This window comes from Pseudomonas sp. JDS08PS003, assembly GCF_045013505.1.
In the GTDB taxonomy this organism is placed as follows: Bacteria; Pseudomonadota; Gammaproteobacteria; order Pseudomonadales; family Pseudomonadaceae; genus Aquipseudomonas; species Aquipseudomonas protegens_B.
Genome location: NZ_CP120724.1, coordinates 5,044,850 through 5,062,803, shown reverse-complemented (window position 1 = coordinate 5,062,803; position 17,954 = coordinate 5,044,850). Strand labels below are relative to the sequence as shown.

Sequence of the window (17,954 nt, the reverse complement as noted above, 5' to 3'; positions counted from 1 at the left end):
CTCTCAGCGGTAGAACTCCGATGGCGGCGTGCCGAACTGGCGCTTGAAGGCGGCGGCGAAGGCGCTCTGGCTGTCGTAGCCGTGTTGCAGTGCCACTTGCACCACCGGCATGCCCTCGGCCAGGCACTCCAGGGACATCAGCAGGCGCGCCTGCTGGCGCCAGCGGCCAAAGGTGATGCCGGTGTGGCGCAGGAACTGGCGATGGAAGGTTTTCGCGCTCATGGCCAGGCGGTCACTCCATTGCTCGGCGGTGCGATTGTCCGCCGGGTCATCCGCCAGCGCCTGGCACACCCGCAGCATGCGCGGTTCATGGGGCCACGGCAGGCTGAACGGCAGCACCGGCAGCGAGCGCATCTCATCGAGGATCAGGCGCATCAGGCGGCCGTCGCGGCTGTCCGGCGCATACTGCGTGCCGACCTGGGCGGCGGCCAGGATCAGTTCACGCAGCAGCGGCGAGACCTCGATCACGCAGTCATGCTCGGGCAGGCCGGCTATGGCATCGACGTTGATGAACAGGCTGCGCATGCGCACCGCGCCGCGCATCCGCACCCGGTGCTCGACACCCGCCTGCAGCCACACCCCGCGACTGGGCGGTACCACCCAGCGTCCGGACTCGGTGTCGATCACCAGCACGCCTTCGATGGCGTAGGCCAGCTGAGAGCGGGGATGGCTGTGGGCCGGTATTTCATGGCCGTTGGGGTAATCCACGGCGATGCTGGTGACCGGCATGGACAGGCAATCGATGGACGAGACAACCAGCAGATCGGACATGCAGCGCAGCGCCTCCGGAGCGGAAGGGATCATGGGGCGCCCATCATAAATTCAAATGTCCATTTCACGACAATGAAAGGGTGTTTAGCGCAGTACATTCAGATGACAGCCCCCTAGACTGCCAGTCACTCCTTTCTCCCAGACGGTTGCCACTGCCCATGACTCCCCGCTTCCTGACCCTGCTACTAGCGCTACCCCTGCCTTACGGCCGGGGTCTGCCGGTGCTGCCAGGAAGCTGGCACCCAGGCTGATCTCCCCCAGACTCCGGCCTCGAAGCGCTTTCCATGCTGAAAGCAGGGGAGATCCATTGCTTTCTCCATGCTTCTTTCGAGGTCAGTATGCTCACCCATCCCCATACCAAATATCGTGCCTTTGCCCCTGTGGACCTGGACTCGCGCCAGTGGCCGTCACGCACCATCACCCAGGCTCCGATCTGGCTGTCCACCGACCTGCGTGATGGCAACCAGGCGCTCTTCGAGCCGATGAACCGCGAGCGCAAGCTGCGCCTGTTCGAGGAACTGGTGCGCCTGGGCTTCAAGGAAATCGAAGTGGGATTCCCCGCCGCCTCGCGCACCGATTTCGAGGTGGTTCGTGAGCTTGTGGAACAGCAGCGGATTCCCGCCGATGTCACCCCCATGGTGATGACCCAACTGCGTGAGGACCTGATCCGCGAAACCGTACGCAGCGTGCAGGGCGCGCGCCGGGTCATCGTCCATCTGTACAACGCCATCGCCCCGGTCTGGCGGCGCGTGGTGTTCGGGCTTTCGGTGGACGAGGTCGAGGCCCTGGTGGAACGCCATGTAAGGCTGTTACGCGACTTGACCGATCAGCACCCGGAAACCGAATGGGTGCTGCAGTACTCCCCCGAAACGTTCTGCATGGCGGAGCTCGAGGTGTCGCTGCGCATGTGCAACACCGCGATCCGCACCTGGGACGCCGGCCCCGGGCGCCCGATCATCATCAACTTGCCGACCACCGTCGAGGTGGCCACGGCCAACGTCTTTGCCGACCAGATCGAATGGATGCACAAGCGCCTGGAGCGCCGTGATGAGGTGACGCTGTCAGTGCACCCGCACAACGATCGGGGCACCGGCGTGGCCTGTGCCGAACAGGCGTTGCTGGCGGGAGCCCAGCGGGTGGAGGGTTGTCTGTTCGGCAACGGTGAGCGCAGTGGCAACCTGGATCTGGTGACCCTGGCCCTGAATCTCTATACCCAGGGCATCAGCCCCGGGCTGGATTTTTCCGATATCGCTGCGGTGGCTCGAGTCGCCGAGGAGTGCACGGCGCTGCCGATCCATCCGCGCCATCCCTATGTCGGCGATCTGGTGTTCACCGCCTTTTCCGGCTCGCACCAGGACGCCATCGCCAAAGGCTTTGCCGCCCAGGCGGCCGACGGTTTCTGGGAGGTGCCCTATCTGCCCATCGATCCGCAGGACCTGGGGCGGACCTACGACAGCATCGTGCGAGTCAACAGTCAGTCCGGCAAAGGCGGGATCGCTTTCCTGCTGCAGCGCGACCACGGCATCGTCATGCCCCGGCGCATGCAGATCGAATTCAGCGCCATCGTGCAGAAGCTGGCCGATGCCAGTGATGCCGAACTGAGCAGTGAGGCTTTATGGGAGGTGTTTCAGTGCACCTACCTGGCTGTTGGAGAGGGGGAGGCGAGCCTGGTGTATCTCGGTCACCGATTGTTCGATGCCCCCGAGGGGCAAGGGATCGAGTTGCGCATCGCCCGCCTCGGGAGCCAGGAACTGTGCTTGCGTGGGGTGGGCAACGGACCTGTTGCTGCGACCTTGGCGGCCCTGGGCTTGCCGCTGCGCATCGACAGTTTTGAAGAGCGCAACCTGGGAGCGGGGGCCGACGCCCAGGCGCTGGCCATTGTGGAAGCGGCGTGGCCCGGGGTTGCCGGTTCACGTTTTGGCGCCGGATGTCACGCCAACATCGTCACCGCTTCGGTGCAGGCGGTGCTCAATGCCGCGGCGCGGTTTTATCCGGAGCGAGTGCTGACGTTCACCCCTGCCGCGGAATCCGTCCTGGAGCCCGCGACTCGCTGAGTGACTCGGGCCCGCGGTCGGCACCCTGTTGTGCCGGCCGGCGGATGCCCGGGCAAAAAAAAGCCCGCTATAGGCGGGCCAAATGGGATTCGTTAAGGAGTGGTAGTCAATCTAAGGGAGGCGAGGTGAAAGGACAGTGAAAAAAAGGTCGTGCTGAGGAAAAAACCTAAAATCATTTGTCCAGATCGCACCGCGTTTTAGGATCTGTCCGATAGGAGCGTCCCCAGCGCCCGCGTATATTCCTCCCTGCTCGCCCAGCCAAAGGGGGTACTTCGGCCTAGGTGCCACTGCCGAAGTGATGGGCGAGCACTTTTTCCTTCCTGCTTCTCGTTTCCCACCTGTTGCTTCCGACCTGCTGTTTCCCACCTGTTTGTTTCCCAGCTATCGCTCCTCACCTGTCGTTTCCGCTCTGGTTGGCCTGCGCCAACCGTCCCGCTGCACGCTCCAGCGATACTCCTTTCAAGACCTGATCCATGCTCAGTGCCTTCACGGGCGCCCGCTTCGTGGCGGCCCGCCCTTCAGGCCAGGTTGAGGCGGCGATGAATCTCGGCCCACAACTGCGGGTCGTCGAAGTCCTGAATCACCCGATGGGCGCCGGCACTCAGCAGGGTCTGTGGTTGCTGGCTGGTGGCCAGGCCGAAGGTGCAGATGCCGGCCTTGACCGCGGCGGTCAGCCCGGGGACCGAGTCCTCGAAGGCCAGGGAATGCTCGGCCCTGGCTTGCAGACATTCCAGGCCGCTGAGGTAGGGCAGGGGATCGGGCTTGGCCCGAGGCAGTTCCTCGGCCACCAGGACCGTCTGGAAACGCTCCTCAAGGCCCAGCACCTTGAGCATGTGCTCGGCGTTGGCCCGTGGGGCGTTGGTCACCACGCACACGCCGATGCCGTGCTCGGCGGCAAAATCCAGCAGGCGCAGCAGGCCGGGCATGGGCTTGAGTTGGGGGGACAATTGACGAAAGCGCACTTCCTTGCGTTCGGCGAAGGCCTCATGTTCCGCCACGCTGCGCTCGGGGAACAGGTAACGGCACATGTTGGCATTGGCCTGGCCGCTGACGTGGGCGGCGAACTCTTGCTCGGTGAACACCCGGCCGTCTTCTTCGTGCAACAACTGTTGCAGGGCCAGAAGGTGCAGGGCGTCGGTGTCGGTCAGGGTGCCGTCAAGGTCGAAAAGCAGAGCGTTGAGCATGGGACAGTTCCTGTCGGGCCCCATCCGGGCCGGTTGGCTGAATCGATCAAGCCCGCATCCTAGCAGGCTTGATCCCAACCGTGACCGCTGGCCTCAGCCCTGAGCGTTGTCGCCTTCGCCCTGGTCTTCTTCTTCGTCCGGTTGCGGGCAGTGGTCCTGTGGGTTGGCCGGCCACAGCACCTTGTCCTGGCCGTCACGCACCTGTTCGGCGCCGCATTCTACCTGGCTGACCTGGAAGCTCGGGGTGCCGTCCAGGCGATACAGGGCCTTGAGGCTGCGGGTCTGGTCGTCGCCCAGGCCTTCCACGGCATAGCCGAAGATCGCACCGCGGGTTTCGTCCACCACCAGTTCCTGCCACTTGCTGGCGATCAGGCGTTTGCCCTTGAGGTCATACAGGGCCGAGGTGGCCAGGGGCGAGGTGTCGTCGGTGGCCAGCAGGTAGTGGCCGCTGCTGTCCAGGTGGATGTCGACATACTGACCCGGCTCCAGCAGCACCTTGCCGCTGGCGTCCATCAGGCCCACGGTGCGTACTTGCGTGGCCTGGCCGAACAGGGTGGCCTGCTTGGTCGGGCTGTTGGCGGTACTGAAGACGAACAGGTCGGCGTTGATCGCACCGATCTGGGCGTAGGTGGGCTTGAACAGCTCGACACCCTTGTCCACATCGAAGATGCCGAAGGTGGCGCTGAACACGTTCTGCAGCACCGCGACCTGGTTCAGCCCCGGTATGTGCTTGAACATCCCCAGGGGGCTGAAGCCGGCCGGGTCCGCCGAGTCATAGACCGGTTGCACCTTCCACTGGCCCTGGCGATCGATCATCCCGGCCTTGCCGGAGCTGCCGTCGGCATTCTTGGCGGTGACCAGCGCGCCCTGCTTGCCGAACACCTGGCAGGTGCCGAACTGGGCCTGGATCACGGTCTTGCCCTGGAAGTCCATGTAGCCGCAGGGGCTGTCGTATTTTTCGCGGAAGGCCACCAGGCCGTCACCCGGCTCGCCCATCCAGTTGTAGGTGGCGGCGCTGATCAACTGAGCCTTGGCATCGGCCAGGGCCTTGCCCTGTTCGGTGCTGACCACCAGATGCTGGTTGGCAAAGTAGTCGATGCTGTCGAAGTCGATCTTCTTCTGCTCGCCGGTCTTGAGGTTCAGCGCCCACTTGTCGCTGCCACGCTCGGCGATCATCCACCAGCCGCGCTTGGCGAAATCGTCGCGGACCATGCTGCTGTCGAACACGGCCTCGGTGATCACCTGCCCGGTGGCGCTGAGAATGCCGCGCTTGCCGCCGATCTCGTAGACGATGAAGTCATCATTGCCGCCGATGTACAGATCGTCGAAGCGCGGTGGCTGAATCTGCTTGCCGGCCTGGTCGATGATCCCCAGCTTGCCGTCCTGGCCGAAGCCGAAGAGGCCGGGCGTCAGCAGGCGCAGGTCATCGGTGAAGTCGGCCTTGATGACTTGCTTGCCATCGGCGCTGGCCAGGTTCCAGGTGCCGTCCTTGGCGAACAGGAAGCTCTTTTCCAGAGGCAGGGCGACCACGGCGTCGTAGTCGTTGTCGGCGCTGACCAGTACCGCACCGTTCTGGTCCAGCACGGCGCATTCGCCATTGGCGCAGATCGGCATGACCATGGCCGCCGGAGCCGGTGCCGGCGCGAGTGTGGCGGTTTTGGGACTGGAGTCTTCCTTGCATCCGACCAGGGTCAGAGCAGACAACGAGAGGATCAGCGAGCCGAGACGGGCACAGGCGCTTCTATCCATGAACTTCAGGTTCCTTGTAAATGAGGGGTAGTGCAGAGCGCCCCGGAATGCGGAGCGGGCAAAGCGCGGGTGATTCTGCGGTGGCGCCGGATAAATGCAAGATCCAATTGCAAAGAAAACCACAGGTACAGCGCTAAACCCTGTCTCAGACTGAGACGTTTGTCGCGAAATTGTACGGCGGGTAACACCCATCAGCCCGATGGCGCCCCAGGCATCTGTCTAAGTCATTGATCGGGCGCTGGTTTGTAAGCTGGCACGCTCCGTGTATTGCATAGCTTCAGACGTTTCTCTTGCCTCCATGGCCGGTATCGCCGGACATGGCAGAAACCATAAAAACGACTCGCTAAAAATAAGAAAGCACCGTGGGAGGTTCGACCCTGATGAAGAGAAAACTCCGCCTGAGGCTGAGCGCCAGCCTGCTGGCCATTGCCACCTGTAGCGCCTTGCATGCCCCTTCGAGTTTCGCCGCCCGGGATGCGCAGAGCATCCTCAAGGAAACCTGCCAGGGCTGTCATACCCCTGAGGCCGGGGACGCCCTGAGCCGCATCAGCCACCAGCGCAAGACCCCGGAAGGCTGGCTGATGAGCATTGCCCGCATGCAGACCATGCACGGCCTGCAAATCAGCGATGACGACCGCCGCACCCTGGTCAAGTACCTGGCCGATACCCAGGGCCTGGCCCCCAGCGAGACCGACGGCGTGCGCTACGCCCTGGAGCGGCGCCTGAACACCGTCGAGCATTTTGACGAGCAGACCACCCAGATGTGCGCCCGTTGTCACTCTGGCGCGCGCATCGCCCTGCAACGGCGCCCGGCCCAGGAATGGGAACGCCTGGTGAATTTCCACCTCGGTCAGTGGCCGTCCCTGGAGTACCAGGCCCTGTCCCGGGACCGCGAATGGTTCCCCACTGCCCTCAAGGAAATGGTGCCCTTGCTGGCCACGCGTTATCCCCTCGACAACCCGGCCTGGAAGGCCTGGCAACAGGCCCGCCCGCAAGCGGCGGCACTGGCCGGCGACTGGAGCTTCAGCGGCCACCTGCCGGGCAAGGGCGAACTGGCCGGGGTGATGAGCGTCAGCGCCGGGGAGGGCGATCAGTTCAAGGTCAGCGTCAAGGGCCAGTACGCCGATGGCAGCCCGTTCAATGGCGAGGGCAGCGCGATCCTCTACAACGGTTATGAGTGGCGCGGCAACGTCACTGTCGACGGCGTGGTCATGCGCCAGGTGCTGGCGGCCCAGGGCAATGCCCTGCAAGGGCGGATGTTCGAGGCCGAGCACGACGAGCGCGGCCTGGACTTCATCGCCGCCAGGCAGGGCAGCAGCCGACTGCTGGCGGTGCAGCCGGGTTACCTGAAGGCCGGTGAAGAGGCCGAAGTGACCCTGGTGGGCGCCGGCCTTGCGGGCGCCCCGAGCTTTGGCAAGGGGGTCGAGGTGGTGCAGGTGCTGGAGCAGCATCCAGAGCGAATCCGGGTCAGGCTCAAGGCTGCCGCGACGGCCCAGCCGGGCCTGCGCGAGGTCAGTGTCGGCAGTCTCAAGGGCGCGACGCTGGCGGTGTACAACCGCATCGCCGAGGTCAAGGTGGTGCCGGCGTTCTCCGTGGCCCGAGTGGGTGACGGCGGCGGTTCCACGCCCAAGGTCCAGGGGCGTTTCGATGCCGAGGCCTGGGGCAAGGGCGCCGACGGCAAGGCCTATCGCATCGGCGTGATGCCGGCGCAGTGGAAGGTCGAGGCCTTCGATGCCCAGGCGGCCAAGGACGAGGACGTCAAGTACGCCGGCAGCATGCAGGCCGACAGCGGCGTGTTCACCCCGGGCGATGCCGGGCCCAACCCGCAGCGCAAGATGTCCACCAACAACGCCGGCAACCTCAAGGTGATCGCCGCCGTGGATGACGCCGGCAAGGCCCTGACTGGCGAGGGCCAACTGATCGTCACCGTGCAACGCTGGAACAATCCACCCATTCCCTGAGGGCCGTCGAACGCTACCGACAGACACTTTCAGGCAATGACCGCAGGCCCCGAAAGCGGGGCTTTGCACAGGAGGTTGTAATGGGCGCAATTCTGAATCTGGTGGAGCGCAATCTGCATGAAGTGCAGGTGGACGCCGACCGCATGCTGTTCCATATCCCCAGCAGTTCGCTGTTCGCCAGCGATGCCCTGACCTGCAGCATCATCGATGCCCTGCGCGGGCCGGGCTGTACCCCGCAAGACTTGATCCAACAGCTGGCTGGCAGCTACGACGGCGTGGATGTCAGCGACACCCTGCGCGAGCTGATCGCCCTGGAGCTGGTCAGCGACGGCTCGCCCCTGACCCCGGAAATCGGCATCAAGCGGGTCGAGCGCACAGCGATCAATACCGTGGTGCTCAACGTCAACACCGGCTGCAACCTGAGTTGCACCTACTGCTACAAGGAAGACCTGGACAAGCCCTCGGCGGGCAAGAAGATGGGCCTGGAAACGGCCATCGCCTCGGTGGAGATGCTGCTTCAGGAGTCTCCGGACGAGGAACGCTACACCGTGGTGTTCTTCGGCGGTGAGCCCCTGAGCAACCGGCCGCTGATCGAGGCCATGGTGGACTACTGCGAACAGCGTTTTCGCGCGGCCGGCAAGTTCGTCGAGTTCGTCATGACCACCAACGCCACCTTGCTTACCGAAGAGACAGTGGACTACCTCAACGCCCACCGTTTCGGGCTGTCGGTGAGCATCGACGGGCCCAAGACCGTGCACGACCGCAACCGCATCACCGTGGGCGGGCAGGGCACCTATGACGTGGTACGGCGCAAGGCGCAGATGCTCCTGTCGCGCTACGACAGCCGGCCGGTGGGGGCGCGGGTGACCCTGACCACTGGAGTCACCGACCTTGAGACCATCTGGGACCACCTGTTCAACGAGCTGGGGTTTGCCGAGGTGGGTTTCGCCCCGGTGACCTCGGGTGACATCAGCAGCTTCAACCTCAGCAGCGAGGAGCTGATCGAAGTTTTCGCCAGCATGAAACGCCTGGGCCGGCGTTACCTTGCGGCGGCCCTGGAGCACCGCAATATCGGTTTCTCCAACCTGCACCAACTGATCACCGACATCCACGAAGGCCACAAGAAGGCGCTGCCCTGCGGCGCCGGGCTGAAGATGCTGGCGGTGGACCACAAGGGCGAGTTGAACCTGTGCCACCGCTTCACCGGCTCATCCCTGCCGACCTTCGGCAACGTGCATGACGGCGGGGTCAAGCAGGTGGAACTCAACGACTTCCTGTCCCAACGCTTGGACCGGACCAACACCGGCTGCGACAGCTGCCGCATCCGCAACCTGTGTTCCGGTGGCTGCTATCACGAGAGCTACGTCCGCTATGGCGACCCGGCGCATCCGACTTATCACTATTGCGAACTGATGCGTGACTGGGTGGATTTCGGCATCGAAGTCTACAGCCGGATCATGGCGCACAACCCTGCGTTCATCAGCAGTTACATCACTCCGCGCAAGGCTCACTGACATGAAACATCTCAAGCCGATCAATAACAAAGCTCAGAAACTGACCGAGGCTGCGGCCCAGGACCGGATCGAAGACGTGCTGGCGATGAACTCCGTGGCCGGTTGCGCTTCCACCACTGACCCGGGTTGGGAAATCGATGCCTTTGGCGGGGTTTCGTCCCTGTGCCAGCCGATGGAGGCCGACCTCTACGGCTGCTCCGACCCTTGCTGGTGGCCGGCCCAGGTGCCGGACATGATGAGCACCTACCCCGACTGGAACAAGGACGCCCAGGCCTCCAACGACAACTGGCGCAACCTCGGCACTGTCTTCCCGAAAGACAAGTGATGAACAAGAAGAAGGATTCCAGCATGCACAGCATCAAAGCCTGCGGCCTGGTCGCACTCGCGGTTCTCGGCGCCTGTTCTTTCAGTGCCCTGGCCGATGAGAGCCTGGCGCTCAACAGCGGTCACGAATACATGGTGACCACCAACTACCCGAACAACCTGCACGTCATCGATCTGGCCAGCGACAGCCTGTACAAGACCTGCAAGATGCCCGACGCCTTCGGCCCCGGCACCGTGCAACTGTCGCCGGACCGCAAGATCGCCTACGTGTTGAACAACCACTACGCGGATGTCTACGGTGTCGAGCTCGACAGCTGCAAGCAGGTGTTCCACGCCAGCATCACCCAGCACCCGGGAGAGAAGGCGCGCTCGATGTTCGCCTTCACCGTCAGCCACGACGGCAAGGAGTTGTACACCGTGGCCAACCCGACCTTGCTGCTTAATGATCGCTACGAGGTCAAGGAGCCGCGGCTGGATGTCTACGCCACCGACGCCGGGCTCAATGCCAAGCCGCTGCGCAGCTTCCCTGCGCCGCGCCAGCTGACCATCATGCAGAGCGGCGACGACGGCAGCCTGTATGTGGCCGGTCCGGACCTGTACAAGGTCAACGTACAGACCGGCAAGTTCGACGTACTGATCCCCAGCCGGCACTGGAAACGCCCCAACTACAGCGCCCCCGACGTGCTCTACATCTGGAACCAGCAGACCTACCGCCACGATTTCTCGCTGCTCTACACCGCGGCGAAATTCAAGGACAAGCAGCAGGACCCGGCCACCGCCGAGCCGCTGTACGGGCTGTTCAGCATCGACTTGAAGACCGGCAAGACTGAAACCACCGATTTCGGTCCGCTGACCGAAATCTACTTCAGCGGCATGCGCTCGCCCAAGGACCCGAACCTGATGTTCGGCGTGCTCAACCGTCTGGCCAAGTACGACATCAAGCAGAAGAAGCTGCTCCAGGCCGCGACCCTGGAACACTCCTACTACTGCATTTCGTTCAACAAGGCCGGGAGCAAGATCTACCTGACGGGGACCTTCAACGATGTGGCGATCTTCGATGCCGAGAGCATGGCGCAGGTGGGCAAGATCACCTTGCCCGGTGGCGACATGGCGGCCACCACAACGCAGATTTTCATCCGCTGACTGCGTCTCCAGCCGCCGGCTCCTGTGGTAGGAGCCGGCTGGCCGGCGAACAGGCCCGCAAGCGGTGAGGCGTCCTCACCGATGCTTTCGCGGGCAAGCCCGCTCCTACTGTCTGGGCACCGGGCAGCTCAAATCGCCTTCCTCGCACTGCAGGTACTGTTTGAAACTCTCCACGCGGGCCTTGGTCAAGGCCGTGATGCAGTTGCTGTAGGCCACCGGATACAGGCTGCCACCTTGCACGCCCGAGGTGGAAAAACTGCACTCGGCATCGCGGAACGCCACCCAGGCGCGCTGTGCGCTGACCAACAGCTTTTTGCTGTGTGGCTGGTCTTTCAGGCGCTGGTTGATCTGTTGGTAAAGGGTGTTCAGCTCCTTGTCCGCGGCCTTGTGCTGGACGTTGGCGCACAGGTTCATATCGGTCTGGGTGGTGCTGTTGCACTCATAGGCCTGGGCCAATGGAGCCAGCAGCAGCGGCGCAAGGGCCAGCAACAGGATCGGACGCATGGAAAGTCTCGCAATCGGTCAATGAGGAAAAAACAGTCTAGCCGCGGCTGGGTTGCCACTCGGGCCAGCGTTGCAGCGCTTCGTCGGCCAGCCAGGGCACATCGTGGGAAGTCCAGATATGCACCTGGGGCGTCTGTCCCGGATCATCGTCCAGGGTCGCCACCCGCAGGATCACGTGGGGCTGGCCCGGCCGCTCCGCCAGCAAATGAGAACCGCAGACCGAGCAGAAGTGCCGCAGCTTGCCCGGCGAGGACTCGAACGTCCTCAGCAGCTCCTGGCCCCGGGTCCAGCGAAAGTGCTCGCGCATCACCCCGGCGGTGGAGGCAAAGGCCGCGGCATGGGCCTTGCGGCAGGTCCGGCAATGGCAGTGACCGATGGGCATGTCCAGGCGTTGCACCTGATATTGCACGCCCTGGCACAGGCAACTGCCGTTGAGTGGTCGGGCAGAGGCGTGGCGTTGCGCGGCCTGCAGCAGGTCGTCGGCCATGGCCTGGATTTCATCGCCCATGTGCAGCCGGGCCAGCCAGTGCGGCGGTATCCCCTGGACGCCATAAAAGGCTCCAGCCAGTTGACCGACGATGGCGGCAGTGGTGTCGGCGTCGTCCCCCAGGTTAGTGGCGGCGAGCACCGCTTCGGCGTAGCTGTCACTGTGCTGGAAGCACCATAGCGCGGCCTCCAGGGAGTCGACGCAGTAGCCGTTGCCACGAATCTGCTCGCGGGTTTTCTCCAGGTAGCCGCCCTGGGCCAATGCCGTGACCTTGTGCTGGCTGAAACCCTGATCATCGAGCTGTTGCAGTTCCATCTTGCTGGCGCCACCCAGGGCCTTGGCGATCAGCCCGGCGAACAACTGGCAGCATTCGACGGCTTCGGCGGCGCCGTGGGTGGTGCGGGAACTGGCACCGGCAAATTCACGGACCCGGGCCAGGTCGGGGTAGTGAAACAGCACCACGGGCGCCAGGCGCATCAATGAACCATTACCGGCGGTGTGCGGGTCGGTTGCGCCGGCGAAGGGTTGGCCATGTTCCTGGAAATCGCTCAGGGCCTGGCGCACGGTCATGCCGATATCGAAGCATTCGCCGGTGGCGCTCAAGTAGCCCCATTGCCACCAGTTGAGGTAGCGGCCCATCTGGTCGGCCGGGTCGAAGCCGTCCTTGCGCAGCAGGCTTTCCCCCAGGCACAGGGCCATGGAGGTGTCGTCGGTCCACTGTCCGGCCTTGAGGTTGAAGGGGCCGCCGCCCAGCAGATCGGTGACTGGCGCGAAGCTGCCACGGGGCTTGAATTCGACGCTGGTGCCGACCGCGTCGCCACAGGCCAGGCCCAGCAGGCTGCCGCGGTAGCGGTCGATAAGGGAGGGGGGCATGGCAGATCCTTTGCAAAGAGAGGTGCAGTTGCGCCGGCGACATTAGCATTTTTCGTTGGGGACGATCAGTCGCGCCTTCGGCCAGATAAAGGTTGCGCTGCAGTCACAGAGGTCTAAGGTCTGTACGAAAACTCGCCGAACGAAGATCAGGTAATTTCCCTACAGAGCTAGTGTTCATCACTGGAGGTGATCCATGAACTCTTCAGATCGTATCGAACGCAAGATCCTGCTCCATGCCAGCCCGGCTCAGGTGTGGACGGCGCTGAGCGAAGCCGAGACCTTCGGTCGCTGGTTTGGCGTGGCCCTGCAGGGCCAGCATTTCGTGCCCGGCCAACGCGCTCGGGGCGCCGTCACTTACCCTGGTTATGAACACCTGACCTGGGATGTGCAGGTGGAACAGATGCTGCCCGAGGAGCTGTTTTCCTTTCGCTGGCATCCCTACGCCGTTGACCCGGCGCATGACTACTCGGCGGAGCCCACCACCTTGGTGCAGTTCGAACTGGAACAGCACGGCGGCGGCACCTTGCTGCGGGTTATCGAATCGGGCTTCGACGGCATTCCCAGCGAGCGCCGGCTCAAGGCTTTTCGCATGAACAGTCGCGGCTGGGACGAGCAGATGAGCAATATAGAAAACCACTTGCAACTGCGCTGAAGCCATTGGCGGCAAGCGGCACGTTGCGGATCGAGTCGTGGCGTTTGAAACTTACCGCTTACCGCTTACCGCTTACCGCTTACCGCTTGGAGCTGCTGTTTTGTTCGCAACCTATCTCGAACGCTGGCGTCTGTTGCCCGATGGCGAGGCCATCGTCACGCCGGGCAGCCGCTTGCTGCCGGTGCGTCTGGAAGACGGCGCGCCGGCGATGCTGAAGATCGCTCTGGATGAAGACGAGCAGGCCGGCAACCGCCTGATGGCCTGGTGGGCCGGGGAGGGCGCGGCGCAGGTTTATGCCCAGGAGGATCAGGCGCTGTTGATGGCGCGTGCGCTGGGACCGCGTTCATTGATGCGCATGGCCCTGGCGGGCGAGCACGATGCCGTCAGCCATATCGTCTGCGCCACGCTGGCGCGCCTGCATGCGCCACGTGCGAAACCCTTGCCGGCGTTGCTGCCCCTGGATCATTGGTTCAAGGATTTGCGCGAGGCGGCGCAACAGCAGGGCGGCTTGTTTCTCAATAGCCTGGCCATGGCCGAGCACCTGCTGGCCGCGCCTCGGGACCCCGTGGTGCTGCACGGCGATGTGCACCACGACAATGTGCTGGACTTCGGCGAGCGCGGCTGGCGGGTCATTGATCCAAAGCGCGTGCACGGTGAGCGCACCTTCGACTTTGCCAACCTGATCTGCAATCCGGACTTGCCCAGCGCCACCGATCCACTGCGCTTTGCCCGGCAGGTCCAGGTGATCGCCGCGGCGGCGCAGCTCGATCCTCGACGCCTGGTGCAATGGGTGCTGGCATTCAGTGGCCTGTCCGCCGCCTGGTTTCTCCAGGATGACCACCAGGCCGGCGCCCGCCACCAGCTCAAGCTCGCGGCTTTGGCCGTTCGGGCACTGGAGTGTTGAGCTAAGGGTTTGCGTAAGTGAGCTATAGCGAATTTCCTACACGCGCTGTAATTCAATGCGCCTTCTGCGCACCGGGCTTTGTGTTTAATCTTCTTTCCCACAACTGCAGCGCAGGAAGCGCTCAGGATCAAGGAAGATCGACCATTAGCACGGATGCTGCAGACAGGAAGTCATAATGGTCTTGGAAAAAACCCGCTTCGGCGGGTTTTTTTTCGTCCGGCATTTCGTGCCTGCTGCCTGGGTGCGGTGGCCGCTTTGATACTTCACGCAGTGGAACATGAACGTGGCAGGTTTTTTTCAGCCCGACGCTAAGCGCGGGCTTCTGTGCAAATGGCCGTGGTTGCGGCAGATCGTTGTACTGGGGGCGGCGCTGCTACCCACCTTGAGCTGGGGGGGAATGTCGTGCCAAGGGCCGGATTGCCCCGGCATGCTGACGATGCTGGCATTTTTCCTGGGAGCCTTTGTCCTGGCCAATATCCTTGGTGCACTGTGGATGATCGGCCGGAAGATCAAGTCGGTCTGGCGGCGCTGGCGTGCTCCGAATGGCCGTGAGGCGTGCGAGCCGCCCGCCACGGATGATGCCTGCGGCCATTGACGCCGGTGAGCGGGCGCTCTTCGCCGGCAAGCCGGCTCCTACAGGTGTGCTTAGCGGGTGATTTCGTTGCGGACCTTTTCCAGAGCCTGCTCCAGCAGCGGCAGGCCGATGGAGCCCAGGGCCAGGCGCAACGCCTGGGGTACATGGGCGGTGGTGGCGAAGGGCTCGGCCGAGGTCACCGTTACCCCCTGATGTTTCAGGGCCGCCACCACGGCATCGGCCCTCCGTCCTTCCGGCAGTTTCAGCCAGAGAAAATACGATGAGCCATAGGCCTGGTAATCGCAGCCCTTGAGCACCCTCCGGGCCAGTTGCTGGCGGCTGCGGGCATCGTTGCGCTTCTGTTCTTCCAGGCTGTCCACCAGCCCCGATTCGATCCAGCGGCAGCCCAGGGTCATGGTCAGCGACGGGGTGCTCCAGGTGGACACGCGGATCGCCCGTTCCAGGGCCGGGATCATCTCCAGGGGCGCGACGATAAACCCCAGGCGCAAGCCCGAGGCGACGCTTTTCGACAGCCCGGAAATATACAGCGTGCGCTCCGGGGCCAGGGTCTGCAGCGGCGGCGGTGCCGGTTCGGCGAGGAAGGCGTAGGCGCCGTCCTCGATCAACAGCAGGTCATGCTCGCGAGCCAGTTGCGCTAGGCGCCGGCGTTCGGCCAGGGGCATCACCGTGCCCAGTGGGTTGTGCAGGGTCGGCATGCAGTACAGCGCCCGCACCGGGCGCCGGCGGCACAGGGCCTGCAGGGCGTCGAGGTCCATCTGGCCGTTGTGCTGAGGCAACGCTTCGAGGTCCAGGCGATGGACCTGGGCCAGGGTCTTGAGGCCGGGGTAGGTCAGGGCGTCTACCGCCAGGATGTCCCCGGGCTGGAGCAGCGCCAGCAGGCTCACCGCCAGCCCCTGCTGGGCGCCGTTGACGATCAGCACCTGCTCGGCGGCGACACGGATTTCACGGTTGCGCAGGTGCCGCGCCGCGGTCTGGCGTTCATGGGGGCGGCCGCCCTGGGGCGCGGAATGCAGCAGGGCATCCAGGTCGCCGGAGGCGGCAATCGCCCGCAGCCCCTCGCGCAGGCTTTCCGCCTGGCCGGGCAGGGACGGGTAGTTGAACGCCAGGTCCACCGAGGCGGCGCTGGCCGGGTGCTGTTCCAGGCCCATGCCCCGGGGCAGGCTGGTGTCGCGGACAAAGGTGCCGCGCCCGGGCTCGCCCACCACCAGGCCGATGGCTTCCAGCTCGTGGTAGACCCGCAGCGCCGTGGCCAGGGCCACCTGCTCGCTGGCCATCAGCGCCCGCACCGTCGGTAGCTGAGTGCCTGGGCACAGCTGGCCGGCGCGGATGCGCTGGGCGAAGTGATCGACGATGGTTTTGTAGCGGGTACGGCGCATGCTCGGCCACCTTATGTATCTAGAACACTTTTTTGTTTGTATCAGGTAGGCGTCCTAATCTAGCGGCTTTTGCGCAGGAGCGCTCACATGCCGGACCTTTCCACCCTGTCGATCTTCCTCGGCGCCGTGCTGCTGTTGCTGCTGTCGCCGGGACCCAACATGGCCTTTGTCATCAGCCACGGCGTGGCCTATGGCTGGCGCGGTGGGGTGGCGTCGGGGCTGGGGATTGGCGCGGCGGATATTGGCCTGACCCTGCTCACGGCCACGGGCGTCACCGCCGTGGTGGCCAACTGGCCGCCGGCGTTCGATCTGCTCCGCTATGCCGGGGTTGCCTACTTGCTGTGGCTGGCCTGGAAAGCCCTGGCGGGTAACGGCGCCTTGAACCTCGTCGATACTGTCCGGGTGCCGCTGTCCACGGTGTTTGTCCGGGCCCTGTACAACAGCCTGCTGAACCCCAAGGCGTTGTTGTTTTTCATGGTGTTCCTGCCGCAATTCGTCAGGCCGGATCAGGGCAGCATCGCCTGGCAGCTGGTTGTCCTGGGACTGTTGCTGACCCTGGTCAGCGGAATATTTCACACCAGCCTGGGGATCTTCGGCGCGCTCCTGATACGCAGCTTTTCCGGTACGCCTGCACGTTTTGCCCGGCTGCAATCCTGGCTGCTGGCGGCGGTGTTGCTGGCGCTGGCCTTGCATCTGGCACTGTTGGCCCGCCCGGTCTGACTTATCACCTCAACGGAGTTCAAGCATGTACATCGCCGCCTTTATCTATAAGCCGGGCCAGCGGGACGAGAAGTTCCATCGCCTCAGCGCGATCATCGACGACATCGCCATCAGCCTGCCGGGTTTCGTCGGCGCCCAATCCTGGACCAGCGCCGACCGGACACTGATCAATGCCAGTTACTACTGGGAGGATGAGGCTTCGATCCAGGCCTTCGCCCGTCACCCCAGGCACCTGGAAGCCAAGCGCCAGTACCGGCGCTGGTACGCCGGTTATCAGGTGGTGATTTCCAAAGTCGAACGCACTTATGGTGACGGCGCCATTGCTCAGTTGCTGAGCAATGATCGTCAGGGACAGGTACGCCGCGCCTGAGGGGCGGGGCGTTGCGGGGGTCAGCCGGCTTGCAGCCGGGCAGCCGCCCGCAGGGTGATCTCCCGGCGCTTGTGCAGGGAGTCCGCTGCCCGGCTGCGGGCTTCTTGCACCACGCTGGCCGGGGCGGTGTCCGGGCTGCCGGCTTCGAACGGCGGCGCCGGGGCGTACTCCAGTTGCAGTTGCACCCGCTGCGCGGTGGCAGCGTCGAACAGTTCGGTGGCCAGGGTCAGCGCGAAGTCGATGCCGGCGGTGATGCCGCCGCCGGTCAGCAGGTTGCCGTCACGCACCACCCGCTCGCGCACCGGGATCGCTCCCAGGGGCGCCAGCAGTTCGTGGTAGGCCCAGTGGGTGGTGGCGCGTTTGCCCTGAAGCAGTCCGGCGGCGCCGAGTACCAGGGAGCCGGTGCACACCGACGTCACATAGCGCGCCCGGGCTGCTTGCCGACGGATGAACGCCAGGGTCTGGGGATCTTCCATCAAGGGCCCGACACCGGCGCCCCCGGGAATGCAGAGCACATCCAGGGGCGGGCAGTCGGCAAAGTTCGTGGTGGCCTGCAGCACCAGGCCGGAGCTGGCGACCACCGGTCCGGCTTCCTTCCAGATCAGGTGCAGCTGTACGTCGGGCAGCGATGCCAGCACGTCGTGGGGACCGGTCAGGTCCAGTTGTTGAACCTCGGGAAACAACAGAAAACCTATCTGCAATGCCATGGCCTGTTCCTTGTGTGGGTGGGGTGGACGGCTTGACTCTAGCGTTCTAGGATTTGGCGCATACGC

At 64.1% G+C, this 17,954-nt stretch carries 17 protein-coding genes and 1 pseudogene; 10 read left to right on the top strand and 8 right to left on the bottom strand.

Annotation, left to right across the window (positions count from 1 at the left end):
- Window positions 1–3 precede the first annotated feature (3 nt).
- Complete coding sequence (locus tag P7C00_RS22295; protein WP_404940068.1) at window positions 4–771, bottom strand: AraC family transcriptional regulator; 768 nt, start codon at window positions 769–771, stop codon at window positions 4–6.
- Window positions 772–1,109: 338 nt separating this feature from the next.
- Between P7C00_RS22295 and P7C00_RS22290 the strand changes: the two genes are divergently transcribed.
- Window positions 1,110–2,825, top strand: a complete 1,716-nt coding sequence (locus tag P7C00_RS22290; RefSeq protein WP_404937392.1) for a 2-isopropylmalate synthase — start codon at window positions 1,110–1,112, stop codon at window positions 2,823–2,825.
- Between the two features lie 518 nt (window positions 2,826–3,343).
- On the opposite strand, the gene P7C00_RS22285 is transcribed toward P7C00_RS22290, so the two are convergent.
- The gene (locus P7C00_RS22285; protein ID WP_123724981.1) at window positions 3,344–4,009 is read right to left on the bottom strand and encodes an HAD family phosphatase; all 666 of its coding nucleotides are present in this window, start codon (window positions 4,007–4,009) and stop codon (window positions 3,344–3,346) included.
- A 93-nt stretch (window positions 4,010–4,102) separates the two neighbouring features.
- The gene (locus P7C00_RS22280) at window positions 4,103–5,758 is read right to left on the bottom strand and encodes a WG repeat-containing protein (RefSeq protein ID WP_346636184.1); all 1,656 of its coding nucleotides are present in this window, start codon (window positions 5,756–5,758) and stop codon (window positions 4,103–4,105) included.
- Between the two features lie 380 nt (window positions 5,759–6,138).
- Between P7C00_RS22280 and peaA the strand changes: the two genes are divergently transcribed.
- The 4 genes from peaA to peaD all read left to right on the top strand — a co-directional run bounded on the left by peaA (window position 6,139) and on the right by peaD (window position 10,700).
- Window positions 6,139–7,719 carry a quinohemoprotein amine dehydrogenase subunit alpha gene (gene peaA / locus P7C00_RS22275; protein ID WP_404937391.1) on the top strand — a complete coding sequence of 527 codons (1,581 nt, stop codon included), beginning with the start codon at window positions 6,139–6,141 and terminating at the stop codon, window positions 7,717–7,719.
- Between the two features lie 80 nt (window positions 7,720–7,799).
- A complete protein-coding gene (gene peaB / locus P7C00_RS22270; protein WP_404937390.1) occupies window positions 7,800–9,233 on the top strand; it encodes a quinohemoprotein amine dehydrogenase maturation protein in 1,434 nt (477 codons plus the stop codon).
- Between the two features lies 1 nt (window position 9,234).
- On the top strand, window positions 9,235–9,558 hold the full coding sequence (gene qhpC, locus P7C00_RS22265) for a quinohemoprotein amine dehydrogenase subunit gamma (protein WP_102861784.1): 324 nt from the start codon (window positions 9,235–9,237) through the stop codon (window positions 9,556–9,558).
- A gap of 23 nt (window positions 9,559–9,581) precedes the next feature.
- Complete coding sequence (gene peaD, locus P7C00_RS22260) at window positions 9,582–10,700, top strand: quinohemoprotein amine dehydrogenase subunit beta (protein WP_346636180.1); 1,119 nt, start codon at window positions 9,582–9,584, stop codon at window positions 10,698–10,700.
- Between the two features lie 105 nt (window positions 10,701–10,805).
- Here the strand turns inward: peaD and P7C00_RS22255 are convergent, their stop codons facing one another.
- From P7C00_RS22255 to P7C00_RS22245, 3 genes and pseudogenes are all read right to left on the bottom strand, one after another.
- Complete coding sequence (locus P7C00_RS22255) at window positions 10,806–11,204, bottom strand: lysozyme inhibitor LprI family protein (protein WP_236184875.1); 399 nt, start codon at window positions 11,202–11,204, stop codon at window positions 10,806–10,808.
- A 37-nt stretch (window positions 11,205–11,241) separates the two neighbouring features.
- Window positions 11,242–11,691, bottom strand: a complete 450-nt coding sequence (locus P7C00_RS22250; protein WP_346636202.1) for a GFA family protein — start codon at window positions 11,689–11,691, stop codon at window positions 11,242–11,244.
- A 51-nt stretch (window positions 11,692–11,742) separates the two neighbouring features.
- Window positions 11,743–12,564: pseudogene (locus P7C00_RS22245) on the bottom strand (ADP-ribosylglycohydrolase family protein); the annotation flags it as partial.
- A 193-nt stretch (window positions 12,565–12,757) separates the two neighbouring features.
- On the opposite strand from P7C00_RS22245, the gene P7C00_RS22240 reads away from it, so the two are divergent.
- The 3 genes from P7C00_RS22240 to P7C00_RS22230 all read left to right on the top strand — a co-directional run bounded on the left by P7C00_RS22240 (window position 12,758) and on the right by P7C00_RS22230 (window position 14,715).
- Window positions 12,758–13,216 (top strand): SRPBCC family protein, encoded by a 459-nt coding sequence (locus tag P7C00_RS22240; RefSeq protein ID WP_346636179.1) that lies wholly within the window; start codon window positions 12,758–12,760, stop codon window positions 13,214–13,216.
- Between the two features lie 100 nt (window positions 13,217–13,316).
- Entirely contained in the window at window positions 13,317–14,120 is an 804-nt protein-coding gene (locus P7C00_RS22235) for an aminoglycoside phosphotransferase family protein (RefSeq protein WP_346636178.1), read from the top strand.
- 277 nt (window positions 14,121–14,397) lie between these two features.
- Window positions 14,398–14,715 (top strand): hypothetical protein, encoded by a 318-nt coding sequence (locus tag P7C00_RS22230; RefSeq protein ID WP_346636177.1) that lies wholly within the window; start codon window positions 14,398–14,400, stop codon window positions 14,713–14,715.
- A 50-nt stretch (window positions 14,716–14,765) separates the two neighbouring features.
- Here the strand turns inward: P7C00_RS22230 and P7C00_RS22225 are convergent, their stop codons facing one another.
- Window positions 14,766–16,091, bottom strand: coding sequence for a PLP-dependent aminotransferase family protein (locus P7C00_RS22225; RefSeq protein WP_404937389.1), 1,326 nt, complete (start codon window positions 16,089–16,091; stop codon window positions 14,766–14,768).
- An 87-nt stretch (window positions 16,092–16,178) separates the two neighbouring features.
- Between P7C00_RS22225 and P7C00_RS22220 the strand changes: the two genes are divergently transcribed.
- Window positions 16,179–16,811 carry a LysE family translocator gene (locus P7C00_RS22220; RefSeq protein ID WP_404937388.1) on the top strand — a complete coding sequence of 211 codons (633 nt, stop codon included), beginning with the start codon at window positions 16,179–16,181 and terminating at the stop codon, window positions 16,809–16,811.
- 25 nt (window positions 16,812–16,836) lie between these two features.
- The gene (locus P7C00_RS22215) at window positions 16,837–17,181 is read left to right on the top strand and encodes an antibiotic biosynthesis monooxygenase family protein (protein WP_404937387.1); all 345 of its coding nucleotides are present in this window, start codon (window positions 16,837–16,839) and stop codon (window positions 17,179–17,181) included.
- A gap of 20 nt (window positions 17,182–17,201) precedes the next feature.
- On the opposite strand, the gene inhA is transcribed toward P7C00_RS22215, so the two are convergent.
- Window positions 17,202–17,888 (bottom strand): isonitrile hydratase, encoded by a 687-nt coding sequence (inhA, locus tag P7C00_RS22210; protein ID WP_404937386.1) that lies wholly within the window; start codon window positions 17,886–17,888, stop codon window positions 17,202–17,204.
- Window positions 17,889–17,954: the final 66 nt, after the last annotated feature.